13 protein-coding genes are annotated in these 17010 nt (G+C 69.9%); 2 read left to right on the top strand and 11 right to left on the bottom strand.

Going from position 1 to position 17010, the window contains the following annotated elements; translation table 11 throughout:
- Positions 1-30 precede the first annotated feature (30 nt).
- Positions 31-942: a LysR family transcriptional regulator gene (locus NRB56_RS23245; protein ID WP_153345605.1), complete on the bottom strand. Its 912-nt coding sequence runs from the start codon at positions 940-942 to the stop codon at positions 31-33.
- Between the two features lie 344 nt (positions 943-1286).
- On the opposite strand from NRB56_RS23245, the gene NRB56_RS23240 reads away from it, so the two are divergent.
- Positions 1287-2333, top strand: a complete 1047-nt coding sequence (locus NRB56_RS23240) for a YeiH family protein (RefSeq protein WP_264767061.1) — start codon at positions 1287-1289, stop codon at positions 2331-2333.
- Between the two features lie 89 nt (positions 2334-2422).
- Positions 2423-3040 carry an AAA family ATPase gene (locus NRB56_RS23235; protein WP_194290952.1) on the top strand — a complete coding sequence of 206 codons (618 nt, stop codon included), beginning with the start codon at positions 2423-2425 and terminating at the stop codon, positions 3038-3040.
- Positions 3041-3195: 155 nt separating this feature from the next.
- Here NRB56_RS23235 and NRB56_RS23230 read toward each other — a convergent pair whose 3' ends face one another.
- From NRB56_RS23230 to rpoZ, 10 genes are all read right to left on the bottom strand, one after another.
- Positions 3196-4524, bottom strand: a complete 1329-nt coding sequence (locus tag NRB56_RS23230) for an RsmB/NOP family class I SAM-dependent RNA methyltransferase (RefSeq protein WP_406603519.1) — start codon at positions 4522-4524, stop codon at positions 3196-3198.
- Between the two features lie 1034 nt (positions 4525-5558).
- Positions 5559-6482, bottom strand: coding sequence for a methionyl-tRNA formyltransferase (gene fmt / locus NRB56_RS23225; protein ID WP_153345599.1), 924 nt, complete (start codon positions 6480-6482; stop codon positions 5559-5561).
- Entirely contained in the window at positions 6482-7072 is a 591-nt protein-coding gene (gene def, locus NRB56_RS23220; RefSeq protein WP_319943401.1) for a peptide deformylase, read from the bottom strand. The genes fmt and def overlap by 1 nt, the downstream gene beginning before the upstream one ends.
- A 32-nt stretch (positions 7073-7104) precedes the next feature.
- Positions 7105-8172, bottom strand: coding sequence for a lipase family alpha/beta hydrolase (locus tag NRB56_RS23215; protein ID WP_153345595.1), 1068 nt, complete (start codon positions 8170-8172; stop codon positions 7105-7107).
- Positions 8173-8226: 54 nt separating this feature from the next.
- Positions 8227-8877 (bottom strand): PadR family transcriptional regulator, encoded by a 651-nt coding sequence (locus NRB56_RS23210; RefSeq protein WP_153345974.1) that lies wholly within the window; start codon positions 8875-8877, stop codon positions 8227-8229.
- Between the two features lie 1004 nt (positions 8878-9881).
- Positions 9882-10832 (bottom strand): Rpn family recombination-promoting nuclease/putative transposase, encoded by a 951-nt coding sequence (locus NRB56_RS23205; protein WP_153345593.1) that lies wholly within the window; start codon positions 10830-10832, stop codon positions 9882-9884.
- Between the two features lie 102 nt (positions 10833-10934).
- Positions 10935-13868, bottom strand: a complete 2934-nt coding sequence (locus NRB56_RS39220; protein ID WP_319943462.1) for a primosomal protein N' family DNA-binding protein — start codon at positions 13866-13868, stop codon at positions 10935-10937.
- Between the two features lie 97 nt (positions 13869-13965).
- Positions 13966-15180, bottom strand: a complete 1215-nt coding sequence (metK, locus tag NRB56_RS23190) for a methionine adenosyltransferase (protein WP_319943400.1) — start codon at positions 15178-15180, stop codon at positions 13966-13968.
- Between the two features lie 260 nt (positions 15181-15440).
- Positions 15441-16658, bottom strand: coding sequence for a bifunctional phosphopantothenoylcysteine decarboxylase/phosphopantothenate--cysteine ligase CoaBC (coaBC, locus tag NRB56_RS23185; RefSeq protein ID WP_153345591.1), 1218 nt, complete (start codon positions 16656-16658; stop codon positions 15441-15443).
- Between the two features lie 62 nt (positions 16659-16720).
- Positions 16721-16996 (bottom strand): DNA-directed RNA polymerase subunit omega, encoded by a 276-nt coding sequence (gene rpoZ, locus NRB56_RS23180; protein ID WP_319943399.1) that lies wholly within the window; start codon positions 16994-16996, stop codon positions 16721-16723.
- Positions 16997-17010 lie beyond the last annotated feature (14 nt).

Genomic DNA, 17010 nt, shown 5'->3' with positions numbered 1-17010 from the left:
AGCCATCGGCCGCGTCCCGGCCGCACCCGGTCAGCCCGGAGCACGCCGGCGGGCACGGACGATGCCGGTGACCAGCTCCCCCGCCGGACCCGTCAACCGCCGCGGCGGACGCCAGACCGCCCGCAACGTCCGCGGCAGATCGAGCCCGTCGACCGGGACCGCGCACAGTTCCCCGCGCGCCAGCTGATCGTCCACGGCCAGGCTGCTGACCACCGCCGGACCGACCCCGGCCAGCACACTCGTCCGGATCGCGGCGGCACTGCCCAACTCCAGCAACGGTTCCGCGCGCGGATACTCGGCCAGGGCGATGTCGAGCGTGCTGCGCGTGCCCGAACCCGGTTCGCGCACCACCAGTGGCGTCGCCGCCAACTCCGCGACGGTCAGCGGACGACGACGCCGCGCCCACCGATGCGCCGGGTCGACGATCACCACGAGCCGGTCGCCCGCGACCGTCGCACTGTGCAAAGCCCTTGGCACCGCAGGACTCTCGACGAACCCCAGATCACACTCCCCCGCCGCGAGCCGCTCGAACACCTCCCGTGAATTACGCATCTGCAAGTGGATACGCACCCTGGGATGGCTGCGCCGGAACTCCCCCAGCCACCCCGGCAGCAGACATTCCGCGACCGTCATGCTCGCGAACACGGTGAGCTCGGCCTCCTGATCGGTGCGCAGCGCCGCCGCCGCGTCCAGCAGCCGATCCACATCCGCCAGCACCTGCCGCGCCCAGTGCACGATCACCCCACCCGCGGCGGTCATCCGCGACCCGCGCGGACTCCGCTCCACCAGCGCCACCCCGAGCCTGCGTTCCCACACCCGCACCGCCCGGCTCGCGTTCGGCTGCGCCATCCCCACCGCCCGCGCCGCGGCCCCGAGGCTGCCGTGATCGTCGATGGCGACCAGCAACGCGAGCAGGGTCAGGTCGGGACGCTCGGAGGTCATGTCCTCAGCATATGGAACCACGTCATCCCATATCACCAAAATATGCCCCCATAGCCGTTCACCGCCTACCGCGAGCGCCTACCGCCGGACAAGGTCGACTGATGACCGCCACCCCACGCCGCCCCGGACTCCGCCCACCTCTCCTCCGGCGCGCACCGGCACCGCGATCGGCGAGCGGCACCGCGGCCACAGCACACCCTCCGGATTCCGGGCCGCCCGCGTCCCAACCCACCCGGCCCCGGAATCCCGAGTCACCGGCATCAGAATCGACGGCAACCACAGTCCGCCGACCGCCCGCGTCGCGGCCGCCATTGTTCCGGCGCACCGGGGCACTGAAACCGGGATTGGCGGCGGCCACCGCGGTCACTGGGCTGAGCCTGCTGGTGAACCATTTCCTACCGGCACTCAGCCCGCTGCTGGTAGCCATCGCCGTCGGCGCTGTCACCGCGAATATTGTTGCGCTTCCACAACATTGGACACCCGGCCTGCAATTCTCGGCGAAACGGCTACTGCGCGCCGGAGTCGCGCTGCTCGGCTTCCAGGTCACCTTCCGCGACGTATTCGGGCTCGGCCCAGCGGTATTGGCGGTCGTGGTGACGATCGTCGCCGGCGGTATCGCGGGCACCCTGCTGATGGGCCGCGCACTCGGCCTGAGCCCGGCACAACGCTTGCTGATCGCCTGCGGCTTCTCCATCTGTGGCGCGGCCGCGGCCGCCGCCGTCGGTGAGGTGGTCGACGCGGACGAAGAGGATCTGGTCACCACCGTCGCGCTGGTGGTCGTGTTCGGCACTCTCCTGATCGCCGGCATTCCGCTCGCGGCGCACTCCCTCGGCCTGAATCCTCACGCCAGTGGCGTATGGGCTGGAGGTGCTGTTCACGAGGTCGCTCAAGTGGTGGCGACCGGGAGCGCCTTGGGCGGCGGCGCGCTGACTGTCGCGGTCGTCGTGAAACTCGCCCGCGTCATCCTGCTGGCACCGGTACTCGTGCTGATCGGCCGCCGCGTCCGGCGCTACGATTCGGCGGCCGACGCGGTGCGCGGCGCAGCGGGACATGGTCGATCGCGGACCGACGTGGCCGACCCCGGCACCCCCCGCACCGCGGACGGCCGTCCCTCGATGCCCCACCGCCGAATTCCCTTGATCCCCCTCTTCGTCGTTGCCTTCCTGCTCTGCGCAGCGCTCCGGACCACCGATCTCGTCCCCTCGGCAGTCCTCGCCACAACCAAAACGATCCAGACCGTCCTACTGACCGCCGCCATGTTCGCCCTCGGCTCCGGCGTCCGAATTTCGGCCTTGCGCCGAGTCGGCCCCCGCCCGGTCGTCCTCGCCGCACTCTCGACAGTCTGGGTGACCGGCCTCGCCCTGACCGGCGCAATCCTGACCGGAAACTGAGCCGACCGCGAATCGACGCCAAGGGGTGGCGGCGGAATCCGCCGCCACCCCGATCGATACGCGACCATGATCCGATGGTCGAGCTACTTGTGCTGGTCAACGGACTTCCCGGCTCGGGCAAGTCGACCTTGGGCCGTGCGCTGGCGCGGACGATGGATGCGCAGCTACTCGCCAAGGACACCGTCAAGGAGATTCTCGCGAACTGCCTCGACAACACCGCGGAGCTACCTGCCCTCGGCGGAATCGCGATGGACACCATATGGGCTCTGGCACAGTCGCTGTCGGGCACCGTCATCGTCGACTCGTGGTGGTTCCGGCCGCGCGACCTCGATTTCGCTCGGTCCGGAATCCGGAGAACCGGGGCATCTCGCGCCGTCGAGATCTGGTGCGAGGTTCCTGCCGCCACAGCCCGTACTCGCTATGCGAGCCGGCGGCGCGACCCGGCCGTCTACTCTGACGCGCAGCGACTAGTGAAGGACTGGGACACGTGGGCAGCCCACGCCGCGCCGCTCCGACTCACAGCGACCCTGATGGTCGACACCAGCGGCCCGGTCGATTGCACTCGTCTCGCCGAACGGCTCCGGATCGCGGCCGGACCGCCCAGCACCGGCCAGGTGCCGCCTACAGCAGATCTGCGATCATCCGGCACCGGCGACGGCCCAGGCGCCGCTGCGGTGCGCGCGACCCGCGACCGTCCGGTGCACTGACCGCATGAGGTGATGCTGGATATTCCGGTCGACCACAACAACGCGGCGGTTCCGCCGTACGAACAGCTGCGGCAGGGCATCAGTCCTTCGGCAACGAAACGCTCGCCCTGCCGGCATTCGCACACTGGGCCGGATCGCTCATCCGATCCGGTCGCTCACTCCGGTTTGCGGAGTGCGGCGACGAACATGGCGTCGGTGCCGTGGCGGTGGGGCCAGAGCTGGGCGGCGGGGCCGTCGCCGAGATCCGGGACATCGGGGATCAGGGTTCGGGTGTCGAGTTGTTCGGCGGCGGTGCGGCGGACCGTATCGCTCACCACCGCAACGGTTTCCGATAGGTGGGGGGAACAGGTGGAGTAGACGACGACGCCGCCGGGGCGCAGCAGATCGTATGCGGCGGTGAGTAGTTCGCGCTGGAGGACGGTGAGGTCGCGGACGTCGGCGGGGGTTCGGCGCCAGCGGGCCTCGGGGCGGCGGCGCAGCGCGCCGAGGCCGGTGCAGGGGGCGTCGACCAGGATTCGGTCGTAGCCGGGGGTGAGTCCGCTGTCGCGGCCGTCGGTGACGTGGACGGTCACAGGCATGTCGCGGGTTGCCTTGCGGACCAGTTCGGCGCGGTGTTCCGCCGGTTCTACGGCGTCGACGTGGTAACCGTCGATGCCGGCGAGCGCGCCCAGCAGCGCGGTCTTGCCGCCGGGGCCGGCGCACAGGTCCAGCCAGCGGCCGGTGTCGGGGCCGAGCAGGGGTGCTCGGGTCAGGGCCAGGGCCACCAGTTGGCTGCCCTCGTCCTGTACGGCGGCCATGCCGTCGCGTACCGGCTCCAATTTGCCGGGGTCGCCGCCTTCCAGATAGACCGCGTACGGGGACCAGCGGCCTTCCTCACCACCGGTGACCAGGGCCAGTTCCTCCGCGGTGATCTCGCCGGGGCGGGCCACCAGGTGCACGACCGGGCGTTCGTCGTCGGCGGCGAGCAGGTCGCGCAGTTCTCCGGCCCGCGCGCCGAGCGCGTCCGCGAACGCCTGCGCGATCCAGACGGGGTGCGCGTATTCGAAGGCCAAGTGCCCCAGCGGGTCTCGTGGCGCGAGCTTGTCGACCCATTCCTCGGTGGTCCGTTCGGCGGCTCGGCGCAGCACCGCGTTCACGAAACCGGCCTTGCCGGTGCCGGATTCGGACCGCACCAGATCCACGGACGTGTCGACCGCGGCATGCGCGCCGACGCGGGTGCGCAGCAACTGGTAGACGCCGAGTCGCAGGACGTCCAGCAACGGGCCGTCGATCTCCTCGACGGGACGGCCCGCGCAATCGGCGATCACGGCGTCGAGCAGGCCGAGTGATCGGCTGGCGCCGTATGCCAATTCGGTCGCGAATGCCGCGTCGCGACCCGCCAGCCGTTGTTCCCGGAGCAGGCTCGGCAGGACGAGATTCGCGTAGGCGTCCCGTTCCCGCACCGCGCGCAACACATCTCGGGCCACCTCACGGGGAGCGTCCACCGATGTCGATCGGCTGCCGCGAGTGCGCTTGCCGGATGCGGACTCCCGGCGTCCATCGCCCTTGGTCGGTCCGGTGCCGGAGCCGCGGGGGCCCGCGGCAGATCGTCCGTCGGGGGCGCCGCGGTCCGAGCCGTCTCGGGACCGGGCGTCGAAGTCGTTGCGCGACTTCCCGTCCCGCGCGGAATCGGCGCCAGGGCGAGTGCGCCCTCGGCGCGAACCGCGCGGCTCGCCACCGGAATCGCCGGGCCGGGGACCGCGGCCGGAAGCGGCCCCGTTCTTTCCGCCGGTCCCCGGCCGCCCGGAAGCACGACGATCCGAATCGCGCCGGTCTCCACGGCCGGGGTCGTCGGACGAGTCGGTGACTTTGCGCCACTTGTCGTTTCGACCGGAATCTGCGAAACCACTCGTCCGCGCACGATCGGATCCGCGGCCCGGGTCGGAATCGCCCGCACGCCGAACATCCCCGGATTTCGCCCGGGTGTCACGATCGGCCCCTGCGCGTCGAACGGGTTCGCCGGTAACCTGCCAGTCGTCCCCGAAGGTTGCTCCGCCGCCACGACTGGACCCACCCGCTTCGGGACCGGCATCGCGGCGGAAGGATCCCTCACCAGTACCACGACCCGAGTCCTCTCGGCGGAAGGATCCGTCACCGGTCCCGCGACGCGCATCCCCTCGACGGGACGCCGCGTCACCGGTACCGCGACGCGCATCGCCTCGGAATGCCTGCTCGCCACCGCGCCGGGCATCGTCGCGGCGGAATGACCTGTCGTCGGTACCGCCACGCGAATTCTCTCGACGGAATGTGCTGTCCTCGGTACCAGGTCGCGTATCACCAGTGCGTGAGCCCCTGTCGCCGGCATCACGCCGCGCATCGCCTCGGAAGGCCCGGTCGTCGGTGCCGCGCCGCTCGTCCTCGCGGCGGCTGCGGTCGGCGGGTCCGCCACCGGAACGAGAAGCGTTGCGCGAGTTGCTATTCGCGTTTCCGGCGCGGGAACCGCCGGCACGGTCGTCGCGTCGCCCGCGTTCGGGGGGTGTCACTCGACCACCGCGCCCGGCTCGAGGCGGGCGCCGCGGGCCCAGTCGAGGGCCGGCATCATCCGTTTGCCCTGGGGCTGAACCTGATCCAGGCGGACCGCGGTGGTGGCGGTGCCGACGAAGACGCCGGACTTGCGGACCTCGATCGTGCGCGCGGGCAGGGTCTCCTCGACGAGTTCCACCGGGCCGAGTTTGAGGCGTTTACCGTCGACCTCGGTCCAGGCGCCGGGAGCGGGGGTGACGGCGCGGATACGGCGGCCGATCGCCAGCGCGGGCTGATCCCAGCGGATGTGGCCGGTTTCGGCATCGAGTTTGGGGGCGTAGGAGACACCGTCGGGACTCTGCGGAACTGGTTGCAGCACACCGTCTTCGATGCCGTCCATGGTCGACTCGAGCAGGTGCGCACCGGTGGCGGCCAGCCGATCGAGCAGTACGCCCGCGGTGTCGGTGACGGCGATCTTCTCGGTGACGACGCCGAACACCGGGCCGGTGTCGAGGCCCTTCTCGATCTGGAAGGTGGAGGCACCGGTGAATTCGTCACCGGCGAGCACGGCCGCCTGGACCGGCGCCGCGCCACGCCACGCGGGCAGCAGCGAGAAGTGCAGGTTCACCCAACCGTGAGTGGGGATGTCGAGCAGGCGCTGCGGCAGCAGTGCGCCGTAGGCCACCACCGGACAGCAGTCCGGGGCGAGATCGGTGAGCGCCGCGACGAATTCCGGTTCGGACGGCTTCTGCGGGGTGAACACCGGGATGCCGTGCTCGTCGGCGAGCAGGCCGACCGGCGAGCGGGTGACCCTGCGGCCACGGCCCGCGACGGCGTCGGGACGGGTGACGACCGCGACCACCTCGTGGCGCGACGAATCGAGCAGCCGCTGCAACGACGGGACGGCGGGTTCCGGGGTGCCGGCGAAGACCAGACGCATCAGCGGCCCCGCCCGGAGATCGCGGCCTCGCGGGTGGCCGCGACTTCCGCGGCCGACATCACGGTCTTGCCGGCGGCGAACCACGACGACTCCCGCACCGCGCGCATCGCGCCCTTGCGGGTGGTCTGGTCGAGTCGCTGTAGATACAGCACGCCGTCCAGATGGTCGGTCTCGTGCTGCACGCAGCGCGCGAGCAGGTCGGACGCGTCGAATTCGACGGGCTCGCCCTCGGGGTCGACACCGCGCGCGACGACCCGCATAGCCCGGGTGACGTCGTAGCGCAGGCCGGGGATCGACAGGCAGCCCTCCGGGCCGGTCTGCTGTTCCTCGCCGACCACCTCGAAAGTCGGGTTGACCAGTGCTCCGGCGGCGCCGGCGCTCGACGCCCGGCCGTCGCGGCGGGTGTCGTACACGAACACGCGCAGCCCGACGCCGATCTGCGGCGCCGCCATGCCGACACCACCGCTGCCGTGCATGGTGTCGGTGAGGTCGCCCACCAGCTGGCGGAGTTCCCGGTCGAACGCGGTGACCTCGTCGGCACGAGCACGCAGGACGGGATCGCCGAACAGGCGAACGGGCTGGATGGTCACGGCGATCTCCCCGGACGAGCGAACAAGTTGTTTCATTTTACGGGTCCGGAAGACCCCACCCCGTCCGGTCCCGATCCGGTCTCCGGCAGGTGCGAGGCGATGACGACCTCGGGGATCTCGGTACCCAGCGGTACGGGCTCGCACTTCGGCTGCGGGGCGTGCGCCGGGTCGAGCGCGCCGAGCACCAACTGCCGCACGTACGGGTCGTAGACCATGTGGAAGTGCCCGGTCAGGTCGACCGGGCACCGCTGCTGCAGCACGATGTTCTCGGCGCCGGGACCCCGCAGGGCGATGTTCTCGAACGGCTGGATCATCTCGTCGACGCGGCTGCCGATGGTGGTGTACTGCACACCCGGCACGGTGTCGCCGCCGTCGTTCAGCTCCCGCATGAACGGTGAGCCGGCGGCCTGCTGCCGCACCGCGGTCGAGGTGACGTGCGCCGCGATCCACCACAGCGGCGGCACCGCGTTCGCCAGCGGGACCAGTCCGTACAGAATGCCGCCGTAGGTGGGCGAGGCCACCCCGACCCACCGGTCCACCCGGGCCGCCCCGCCGAGCTTGTTGACGTAGTACCTGGTCACCACGGCGCCCTGGGAAAAGCCGACCAGATCCGCCTTCTTCGCGCCGGTGACCGCGAGCACCTGGTCGACGAATGTGGCGAGTTGCCGCCCCGAGAGATGGATGTCGCCGGTACCGAAGCTGGTGCCGCCGGGCTCACCACCGTAATTCAGGACGAACACACAGAATCCGGCCTGCGCCAGTTCCGGGCCGACGGCCGCCCAGTCGGCGTAAGCGGTCGAACCGCTGCCGTGCGCCAGCACCACGGGTTCCGGGTGCGCGGCGCTCGGCTTGCAGTGAAAGTTGTTGGTGCCCTGCGGTGTCGCGTTCGGGTGGTCGGCCAGGTACCGCGCCGCGCCGAGATGTTCGGACTGCGGCGGGCCGGGCTCGGTCGGGATCACCGGCGGGCGGTACTCGCCGGATCCGTCCGGATCCGCGACCGCGACCGCGGCGGAGAGCAGTACTGCGCAACTCACCGCGATCGCGGCCGCGACTCCTCGTTGTGACCGGCGCCAACCGCGCCGCCCCCGAATTTGTGCCATCTCCCGATCATCGCGTATGCCCAATGGAAATACGCGGTGGGACACGGCCTTTCGTCACGATTGCTGGTCGGTGACATCGTCGGCCAGGATCCGGTAGATCGAGCGCCGCGCTTCGGTGAGCACCTCGGCCGCCTTGGCCGCCTGCTCCGGCGAGCCCGCCCGCGCGACCTGCGCGACCGCACCCATCAGTTGATGTACCTGCCCACGCAGGTCCAGGGCCTGATCGCCGACGCCGGCACGCACGTCCTGCCACGGATCGCCGAGATCCTCGCGATTCTCCTGGAGGTAGGTGCCGCCCTCCTCGGTGAGCTTGGCGGTCTTGCGCCCGGCCACCTTGTCGATGATCACCAGCCCTTCGTCCTCGAGCTGGGACAGTGCCGGGTAGATCGAGCCGGGGCTCGGCCGCCAGACATCGTCACTGCGCTCGCGGATCTGCTGGATGAGCTCGTATCCGTGCATCGGACGCTCCTGCAACAGCAGGAGGATGGCCGCGCGGACATCACCGCGCCGCCCTCGGCCACCACGCCCGCGGCCTCGGCCGAAGTGCCCGCCACCGCCCGGACCGAACCCGGGTCCGAAGTCGGGGCCGAACGGGCCGCCGAATCCCGGACCGAAACCGCGGTGATCCCGCGGATGCCGGCGGAAGTGCTCCCGCCCGCCCGGTCGCGGACCACGCCCACGACCACGAATGCTCTTGTTTCCCATGTCTTCCATGGAGTGCCTCCTGAGGCTTTGTTCTTACGATTACATTGTCGACGATATATCGGCAATGCATCTACCGCAAGTGCCTCAGCGAGGTGATCCATGACACGAGCCGACCGCGCACAATGATCCGATGCCGCTCGAGCCGACGATCCGCACCGCAACCCCGCCGACTACGACGCCGTCATCGCCGTGGCGGACGACCGGTGGGGCCGTCCGATCGCCCCGGCGCTCCCCCGCCTGTTCCTGGACCATTTCGCCGGCACCAGCCTGATCGCCGAATCCGCCGACGGCCCGATCGCGGACGACAACGGCCCCGGCACCCCGATGACGACCTTCGAACGGCCGCTATCCCCATGTGGATCTACGAATCCCCTTCGGCGACAAGCCTTTCCAACTCCGCTATCTTGTGCGCGAGCGACTCGTCCGCGGATTCCGCCGGCGTCTCCCGCCGCCGCAAACCCACCCCACCGGCCATCGGCCCGACCCGCCCTTGCTGCTCCACCAACCACCTACCGCAAACACATCGCAAATATCGCGTGGTGCCGCGCGACGAGATGAGCATCGGCGATGGCCAGGCACAGGACGGGCAGATGGCGGACATACCCCCAGCCTGGGTGCTATCGGCCACTACTACAAACATGCGAACGGCGCGGCGCGCGAATTTTCGGCAGCCCACCCCCACTGACAATTGTCTGGATGCTCCGAATTAGCTACCTATCGGCAACTTGCGAGAGGTGGACCACTCCCCGAGAAGCATTTCCTCGATCGACGAAGCTCCGACAAATCGCCGTGACAGTACCCGCAGACCGTCTACATCTGCCGAACGGACTATCTGGATCAGAGAGTCCGGGAGCAGCCCGAACTTGTACGACAGCATATCGAGCAGTTGATCCATCTGCCCTTCGACATATCCCTCGGCCCAGCCCTCGATGAACCCCTCGATCCACCACTCCTGTTGAACCCATCCCATGTCCCGGAACCGGTCTGTCGAGTTCATCCGTTGCCTACTCGGCGACTACGTCATCGATCGAGGTCGCGAAAATGAACCGTCGCGACAGATCGCGAAGCGTGGCTGCGTCCGCCCCGCGCACCCTCCGAAGCACACGTTCGGACAGCGGGCCGAACTTGACGGACAGCTGATCGATCAGAAGATTGGCGCCCCCCTCGGCACGCAAGTCGTCAGCGATGGTCATCATGGCCTCCTTCGCGCTCGGCCCGATCCGTTCGAATACCGGCTGCAATGTGTCCGCGTCGGTCCTGCCGACAGTGAAAATGTACGCCAACAACCGGCTCAGCTGATCTGAAGTGAGATCCCGCAGGAGCTCCTCCAGTAGCGAGAGTACCTGGTCGAGATGGGTGTGCCGCGGGGCGTTCCGCAACATGACCAGCACCATCGAAAGCGCTGCGGGTTTTCGCTGGAGCAGTTGCTGCACGTCCAACGCGTTCACGTCGTCGAGCAGGAAGCGCATCCTCGGCAGGTGGTCGCCCAGGAGGTCGCGCACGTCCGGATCGATGTCGAGGACGTCGCCGAGGTCGACCGGCTCGGTCCAGCGCGCGCCGTCGGCGGAGACGTGGACGACCATCGGGATCACCAGGGGTAGGCGCGTCACCGGTGGGCGGTCCTTCTTGTGATCTTCCAAGTACCGGTTCCAGATGGCCACCAAGTACTCGGTGATGCGAAACGCCATCAGCGGGTCCTGGCTGCTCTGATGCTCGATGAGGAGGTACACGAACGCGTCGCGAGCGGCAAAGCGGGTGCGGAACAGGATGTCGCTGTAGCGGGACCGTAGCTCGGCCGGGACGAAGCTGACCGACTGGCGGTCCAGCACCGTCAAGTCCAACTGCTCGAGCATCTCCGCGGACAGGACTGCGCGGACTTGGCCTGCGGCTACCTCCGGATCCGACAGCTCGGCCCGGAAGTAGGCATCGTGCGGGTTGCTCGGTTTCTCCCCCATACCGGGCAAAGTACCGGCGTCCTCGCGGCGGTGCCAGAATTTTTTCGAAACCTCGATGTGAAAGCTTTGTGCAGCAGGCTTTTACGGCGTGGCGACACGCCGTCAGCCGATGTCGACCGGGTCGATCTGGACGCGCAGCGGGGCGCCGTCGCGGTGGGTGCTGCGGACGGCTTGGGCGGCGGTGAGGGCTCTGGACAGGGCCGCGCCGGCGGAGCGATCCACGCGGAGGATCATGCGTTCGACCTCACCGGGAGAATCGCCGGAGGAGAACGGTTTCCGGGCGCCCGGGGGCAGCGGGACCGGGCCGAGCAGTTCCACTCCGTCGGGAAGCTTTGCCTCGCTGAGCAATTCGGTGACGGAATCGGTGGTGCCGTCTACGGCGGCCAGGCGCACGGCCGGGGGGAAGCGGACCTCGGTGCGGGCGTCGAGTTCGAGATCGGCGTGGCCGATCGGGTCCCAGCGGACCAGTGCCTGGACGGTCGGCAGTGACGGCTCGGCCATGACGATCACCTGGCCGGTCGGCCGCACCAGGGTCGCGGCCGACAGCCAGCGGCGCAGCGCGTCCTCGGCGGCGCGCAGGTCGGCTCGGCCCAGCAGCGCCCAGCCGTCGAGCAGCAGCGCGACGCCGTATCCGCCAGGAGCCGACGGCTCGGCGCCGATGGTCGACACCACCACCTGCGGTCCGTCCGGGACCTCGTCCAGGACTTCGGCGCCGCCGGAGCCTCTGATCGGGATCCCCGGGAAGGCCCGGCCCAGCTCCTCGGCGGTGCGGGCGGCGCCGATCACGGTCCCGCGCAGGACCCGCGACCCGCAGGTCGAGCAGCGGAAGGCTGCCTCCACCTTGCCGCACCACCGGCAACTCGGGCTGTGTGCGACCGCGCCGGATTCCTTGCGGGACAAGGTGATTCCTAGCTCACGGGCCGACCCCGGGTGAACCGACCGGATCGCGCCCGGGCCGGGCTCGTCCGGTCGTGCGGATTCTCGCGGGGCGGATTCGTGGAGAGCAGCGGCCGCGGCGGCACCGCGCCGCTGCGCACGCGCGCCGACGGCACGCCGATCGCCGGATCCGGTGTGCGGGTCGTTACCGTCGGGCAGCGCCAGCGGACCGTTGCAGTGCCGGCAGCGGGCGGGGGTCCGGCATTTCGAGCAGGCCAGCGCCGGCACGTAGCCGCGGCGCGGAACCTGTACGAGCACAGGCATTCCCGCGGACAGCGCGCGGCGGGCAGCGGTGAACGCGACGCCGGGGATCCGCACCGCCCGGGCCACCGGATCCCGCTCGAGCGCCACGTCGGTGTCGCCGGGAGCGCTGATCCGGGGCGCGTGCTCCCGCACCACGGATCGGTCGGCGATCAGATCGTGCGCCCATCCGGTCCGGACCGCGGCCTGGATCTCGGCGGTGCGCGCGAATCCGCCCGCGACGAAGGCCGCGCCGGACTCGTGTATCCGCAGCATCGCCACTTCGCGCGCATGGGGATACGGCGCGCGCGGCTCGGCGAAGGTGTCGTCGCCGTCGTCCCAGATCATGATCAGGCCCAGATCCCGGGCGGGCGCGAACACCGCGCTGCGGGTGCCGACGACGATCCGCGCGGTCCCGCGCAGAATCGCCAGCCACCGGCGATATCGCGCCGCGGGGCCGAGCCCGGCCGCCAAGCCGACCGCCTTGTCTCCCACGAGATTCGTGCACGCGGCCAGCACCCGGTCCAGATCCCGCTGATCCGGCACCATCACGATCACACTGCGCCCCGCCGCGACCGTCACCGCCGCCAGCTCCGCGAGCCGCGCTGCCCAATCCTCACCGGGCAACGCCTGCCACGCCGCGCGCGGTCCCTTCCCCTGGGCCAGCGCCCCGATGAACGACATCCCGTGCCGATACCGCCCCCACGCATCGAAGCGCGAAAGGTCAACGGCGACAACATCTGTTGGCTCATTCTCAGGCCGGTCGGCGGCATCTTCGCGCATCGGCCGATCGCCGGTATCGCGCCGCTCGTGCGGTGCGTTCCCAGCTGCCGTCCCCGGCGAGTCGACCGGCTCGCGCGCTGCATCGACGTCACCGGAGCGGGCTCGACTGCTCGCAGTGCCGGAATCGTCGTGCCCTGTCGCACCTCGGTGGCCGACCACATATTCGTGGCCGCCCGGACCATCACGCTCGACCGGGCTCGGTGTCCGATCGCGACCGACCGGATCACCTCGGCCCGCGGCCTCGGCACCGACTTCGATGTGTGCGCTGCCGCCCAGTGGATTTTTCGCGGATCGCACCGAGGTGTCCGGCTCGGTGTCGTCGAGGACCCCGGCGGCCGAGTGATCATTGTCATCGATCTGTGCAGCATCGGGCCGGGCCTGATACACCGGCTCCGCCGGACCGATTGGTCCGGCATCGGCATCGGCGGAATTGTGGTGCCGCCCATCGTCGAATGCCCCGACCGGCTCGCCCACTCCGTGCGCCGGGCCGGCTCCGCTGACCGAATCATCGTGCGGCGCTGCTGATTCCATCCGAACCGGCACGTTCATATCCGGCGATCCGGAATCCACCGAAACCGGATTCGGCTCAGGATCTCGGTCCGAAGTGCTGTCGGAGTCGGCGTCCGGTGTCGGAGCGACCGACTCCGAGTCCGTCCCCACACCGGACGGCTCGGCCGCGACATCGCCCGCCGCACCACCATCCGACGCCGGAAGCGCTTGTTTCCCACGCTTTTTCGGCGGCTTGTTCGGATCCTCCGCCTCGGTTCGCGCATGCCGGGGCGGGATGGCCAGGCGGAGGACGTCGGCTCGGGTGCCGGCGTAACGGGCGGCCACGGCGGTGACCAGGCGGAGGATGTCGGGGGTGAGGACGCGTTCGCCGGAGACGACGCGGTCCAGGGGCATCAGGCGGCCGGTGTGGTCGGTGTGGTCGAGGCGTTCCAGGAGGTAGCCGTCGACGAGGCGGCCGGAGAAACGGACACGGACGCGCACGCCGGGCTGGGCGAGCGCGTCCATGTCGGGGGGAACGAGATAGTCGAAATCGCGGTCCAGGTGGGCCGGTTCGAGCAGGGGCAGCACCCGGGCGATCGGCTGCGAGACGGTGGCGGCAGGCCCGGTGGCCGGTGCGGTCGCGGCGGATCCGCGACCGGCACCACCGGGCACTGCCTCCGTCACATCAGCGTCCGGCGGCGGCGCGCAGCTTCTCGGCGCGGTCGGTGCGCTCCCACGGCAGGTCGACGTCGGTGCGGCCGAAGTGGCCGTACGCGGCGGTCGGGGCGTAGATGGGACGCAACAGGTCCAGGTCGCGGATGATCGCGCCGGGCCGCAGGTCGAAGACCTCGCTGATGGCGGCGGAGATCTGGTCGGGGTCGACCTTTTCGGTGCCGAAGGTCTCCACGAACAGGCCGACCGGGGCGGCCTTGCCGATGGCGTACGCGACCTGCACCTCGGTGCGGTCGGCCAGGTCGGCGGCGACCACGTTCTTGGCGACCCAGCGCATGGCGTACGCGGCCGAGCGGTCCACCTTCGACGGATCCTTGCCGGAGAACGCGCCGCCACCGTGGCGGGCCATGCCGCCGTAGGTGTCGACGATGATCTTGCGGCCGGTGAGGCCGGCGTCGCCCATCGGGCCGCCCAGCACGAACTTGCCGGTGGGGTTGACCAGCAGTCGCACGTTCGAGGTGTCCAGCGGGTTCGGCAGGGCCAGTTCGGCCAGCACCGATTCCAGGACCTTCTCGCGGATGTCGGGAGCGAGCAGGTTGTCGAGGTCGATGTCGGCGGCGTGCTGGGTGGACACGACCACCGTGTCCAGCCGAACCGGGATCGCGCCGTCGTACTCGATGGTGACCTGGGTCTTGCCGTCGGGCCGCAGGTACGGCAGCACACCGGACTTGCGGACCTCGGTCAGCCGGCGGGCCAGCCGATGCGCGAGCGCGATCGGCAGCGGCATCAGCTCCGGGGTCTCCTTGGTGGCGTAGCCGAACATGAGGCCCTGGTCGCCCGCGCCCTGCTGCTCGATCTCGTCGTCGGAACCGCCGACGCGGGACTCGTGCGACTTGTCCACGCCCTGCGCGATATCGGGCGACTGCGCGCCGATCGCGATGTTCACTCCGCACGACGAACCGTCGAATCCCTTGGCCGAGGAGTCGTATCCGATCTCCAGGACCTTCTCGCGGACGATGGTGGGGATGTCGGCGTAGGCCTCGGTGGTCACCTCGCCGGCGACGTGCACCTGGCCGGTGGTGACCATGGTCTCCACCGCGACGCGGCTGCGGTGATCCTCGCGGAGCAGTGCGTCGAGGATGGAATCGCTGATGGCATCACAGATCTTGTCCGGATGACCTTCGGTCACGGACTCACTCGTGAAAAGCCGGCTACCGGACTTGGGCACAGTTATTCCCTCTCCTCAACGGATACTTCGCTCGGGTCGCAACGGTAGCGGCACTGCGCCACCGCACAACCCTTCAGATCAGAATATTCCAAACCACCGACAGTGGGTACGCTGTACGCACCACTATTCCACACCATCGTCGGTGGGGTACACGGCACGCGCACGTTCAATCGCTACCGGGCACTACGGCGTGTCGATGGGGATTGCCACCGCGACCGCCGGACGGCCTCGACCGCACCGGGACTCGCGACGGGTACCGCTCAGCGCAGCAGCGGTCCCAGTGCATCCAGCACTCGGCTGGCCAGCAGCGCCTTCGATCCGTGATCGAGGGCCTGTTCGGTGCCGTCGGCGCCGAGCAGCCAGCCGTCGTTGTGGTCGACCTCGAAGGCCCGGCCCTCACCGACGGCGTTGACCACCAACAGATCACAGCCCTTGCGCTTCAGTTTGGCCCGGGCGTGGGTGAGTACGTCGCCGTGCTCGTCGCCGGTCTCGGCGGCGAAGCCGACGATCGCGGTGCCCGGCAGCTTGCCGTCGTGGCGCGCCTGGACCAGACCCGCGAGGATGTCGCGATTCTTGGTCAGCTCGATCGACTGGGGTTCGCCGGAACCCTTCTTGATCTTCGCGGCGGCCACGTGCACCGGCCTGAAATCGGCCACCGCCGCGGCCATGATCACCGCGTCCGCGCCGACGGCGTGCTTGTCGACCGCGACCCCGAGCTGCTCGGCGGTGGTGACCCGCACCAACTCGACGGCGGCCGGCGGCTCCAGGCCGACGGTGTTGCCGGCGATCAGCGTCACCTGCGCACCGCGCTGGGCGGCCAGCCGGGCGACCGCGTACCCCTGTTTACCGGAGCTGCGATTGCCCAGGAAGCGCACGGGGTCCATCGGTTCCCGGGTGCCACCGGCGGACACCACGACGCGGCGGCCCTCCAGATCGCGCGGGATCGCATCGGCTCTTTCGAGCAGCAGCGAGGCCAGACCGAAGATCTCCTCGGGTTCCGGCAGCCGGCCCGCACCGGTATCGGCGCCGGTCAGGCGGCCGGAGGCGGGTTCGATCACGGTCGCGCCGCGCGCCCGCAGCGTGCGCACGTTGGCGGCGGTGGCCGGGTGCTCCCACATCTCGGTGTGCATCGCGGGGGCGAACAACACCGGACATCGGGCGGTGAGCAGGGTCGCGGTGAGCAGGTCGTCGGCGCGGCCCATGGCCGCGCGGGCCATCAGGTCGGCCGTCGCGGGCGCGATGACCACGAGATCGGCCTCCTGGCCCAGGCGTACATGCGGCACCTCGGGCACATCGGTGAACACATCCGTGTGCACCGGATTGCCCGACAGCGCCTCGAAGGTGGCCCGGCCGACGAACTGCAGTGCCGACTCGGTCGGAATCACCCGGACATCGTGCCCGGTCTCGGTGAATTTCCGGACCAGCGAGCAGGCCTTGTACGCGGCGATCCCGCCGCCCACACCGACTACGATCCGCATCTGATCAAGCCTTTTCGATCGCAGGTGGCGGCGGCGTCACCTGGGCGCCGCCGCGCGCGGAGTCACTCGCCTTCGGAGTGCTCGAGCAGGTCGGCGTGGATCTCACGCATGGCCACCGACAGCGGCTTCTCCTGGAGACCCGGCTCGACCAGCGGCCCGACGTACTCGAGGATGCCGTCGCCGAGCTGGTTGTAATAGTCGTTGATCTGACGCGCGCGCTTGGCGGCGTAGATGACCAGCGCGTACTTCGACGACGTGCGCTCGAGCAGCTCATCGATCGGCGGGTTGGTCAGGCCGACCGGGGTGTCGTACGCGGGCACGGTCTTGGTGTCGGTCACTCGGGAGACTCCTG

Origin of the sequence: Nocardia aurantia, from assembly GCF_009604425.1 — a bacterium.
Taxonomy (GTDB): Bacteria; Actinomycetota; Actinomycetes; order Mycobacteriales; family Mycobacteriaceae; genus Nocardia; species Nocardia aurantia.
The sequence above is the reverse complement of the archived record's forward strand: the minus strand, read 5'-3'. Positions and strand labels throughout refer to the sequence as shown.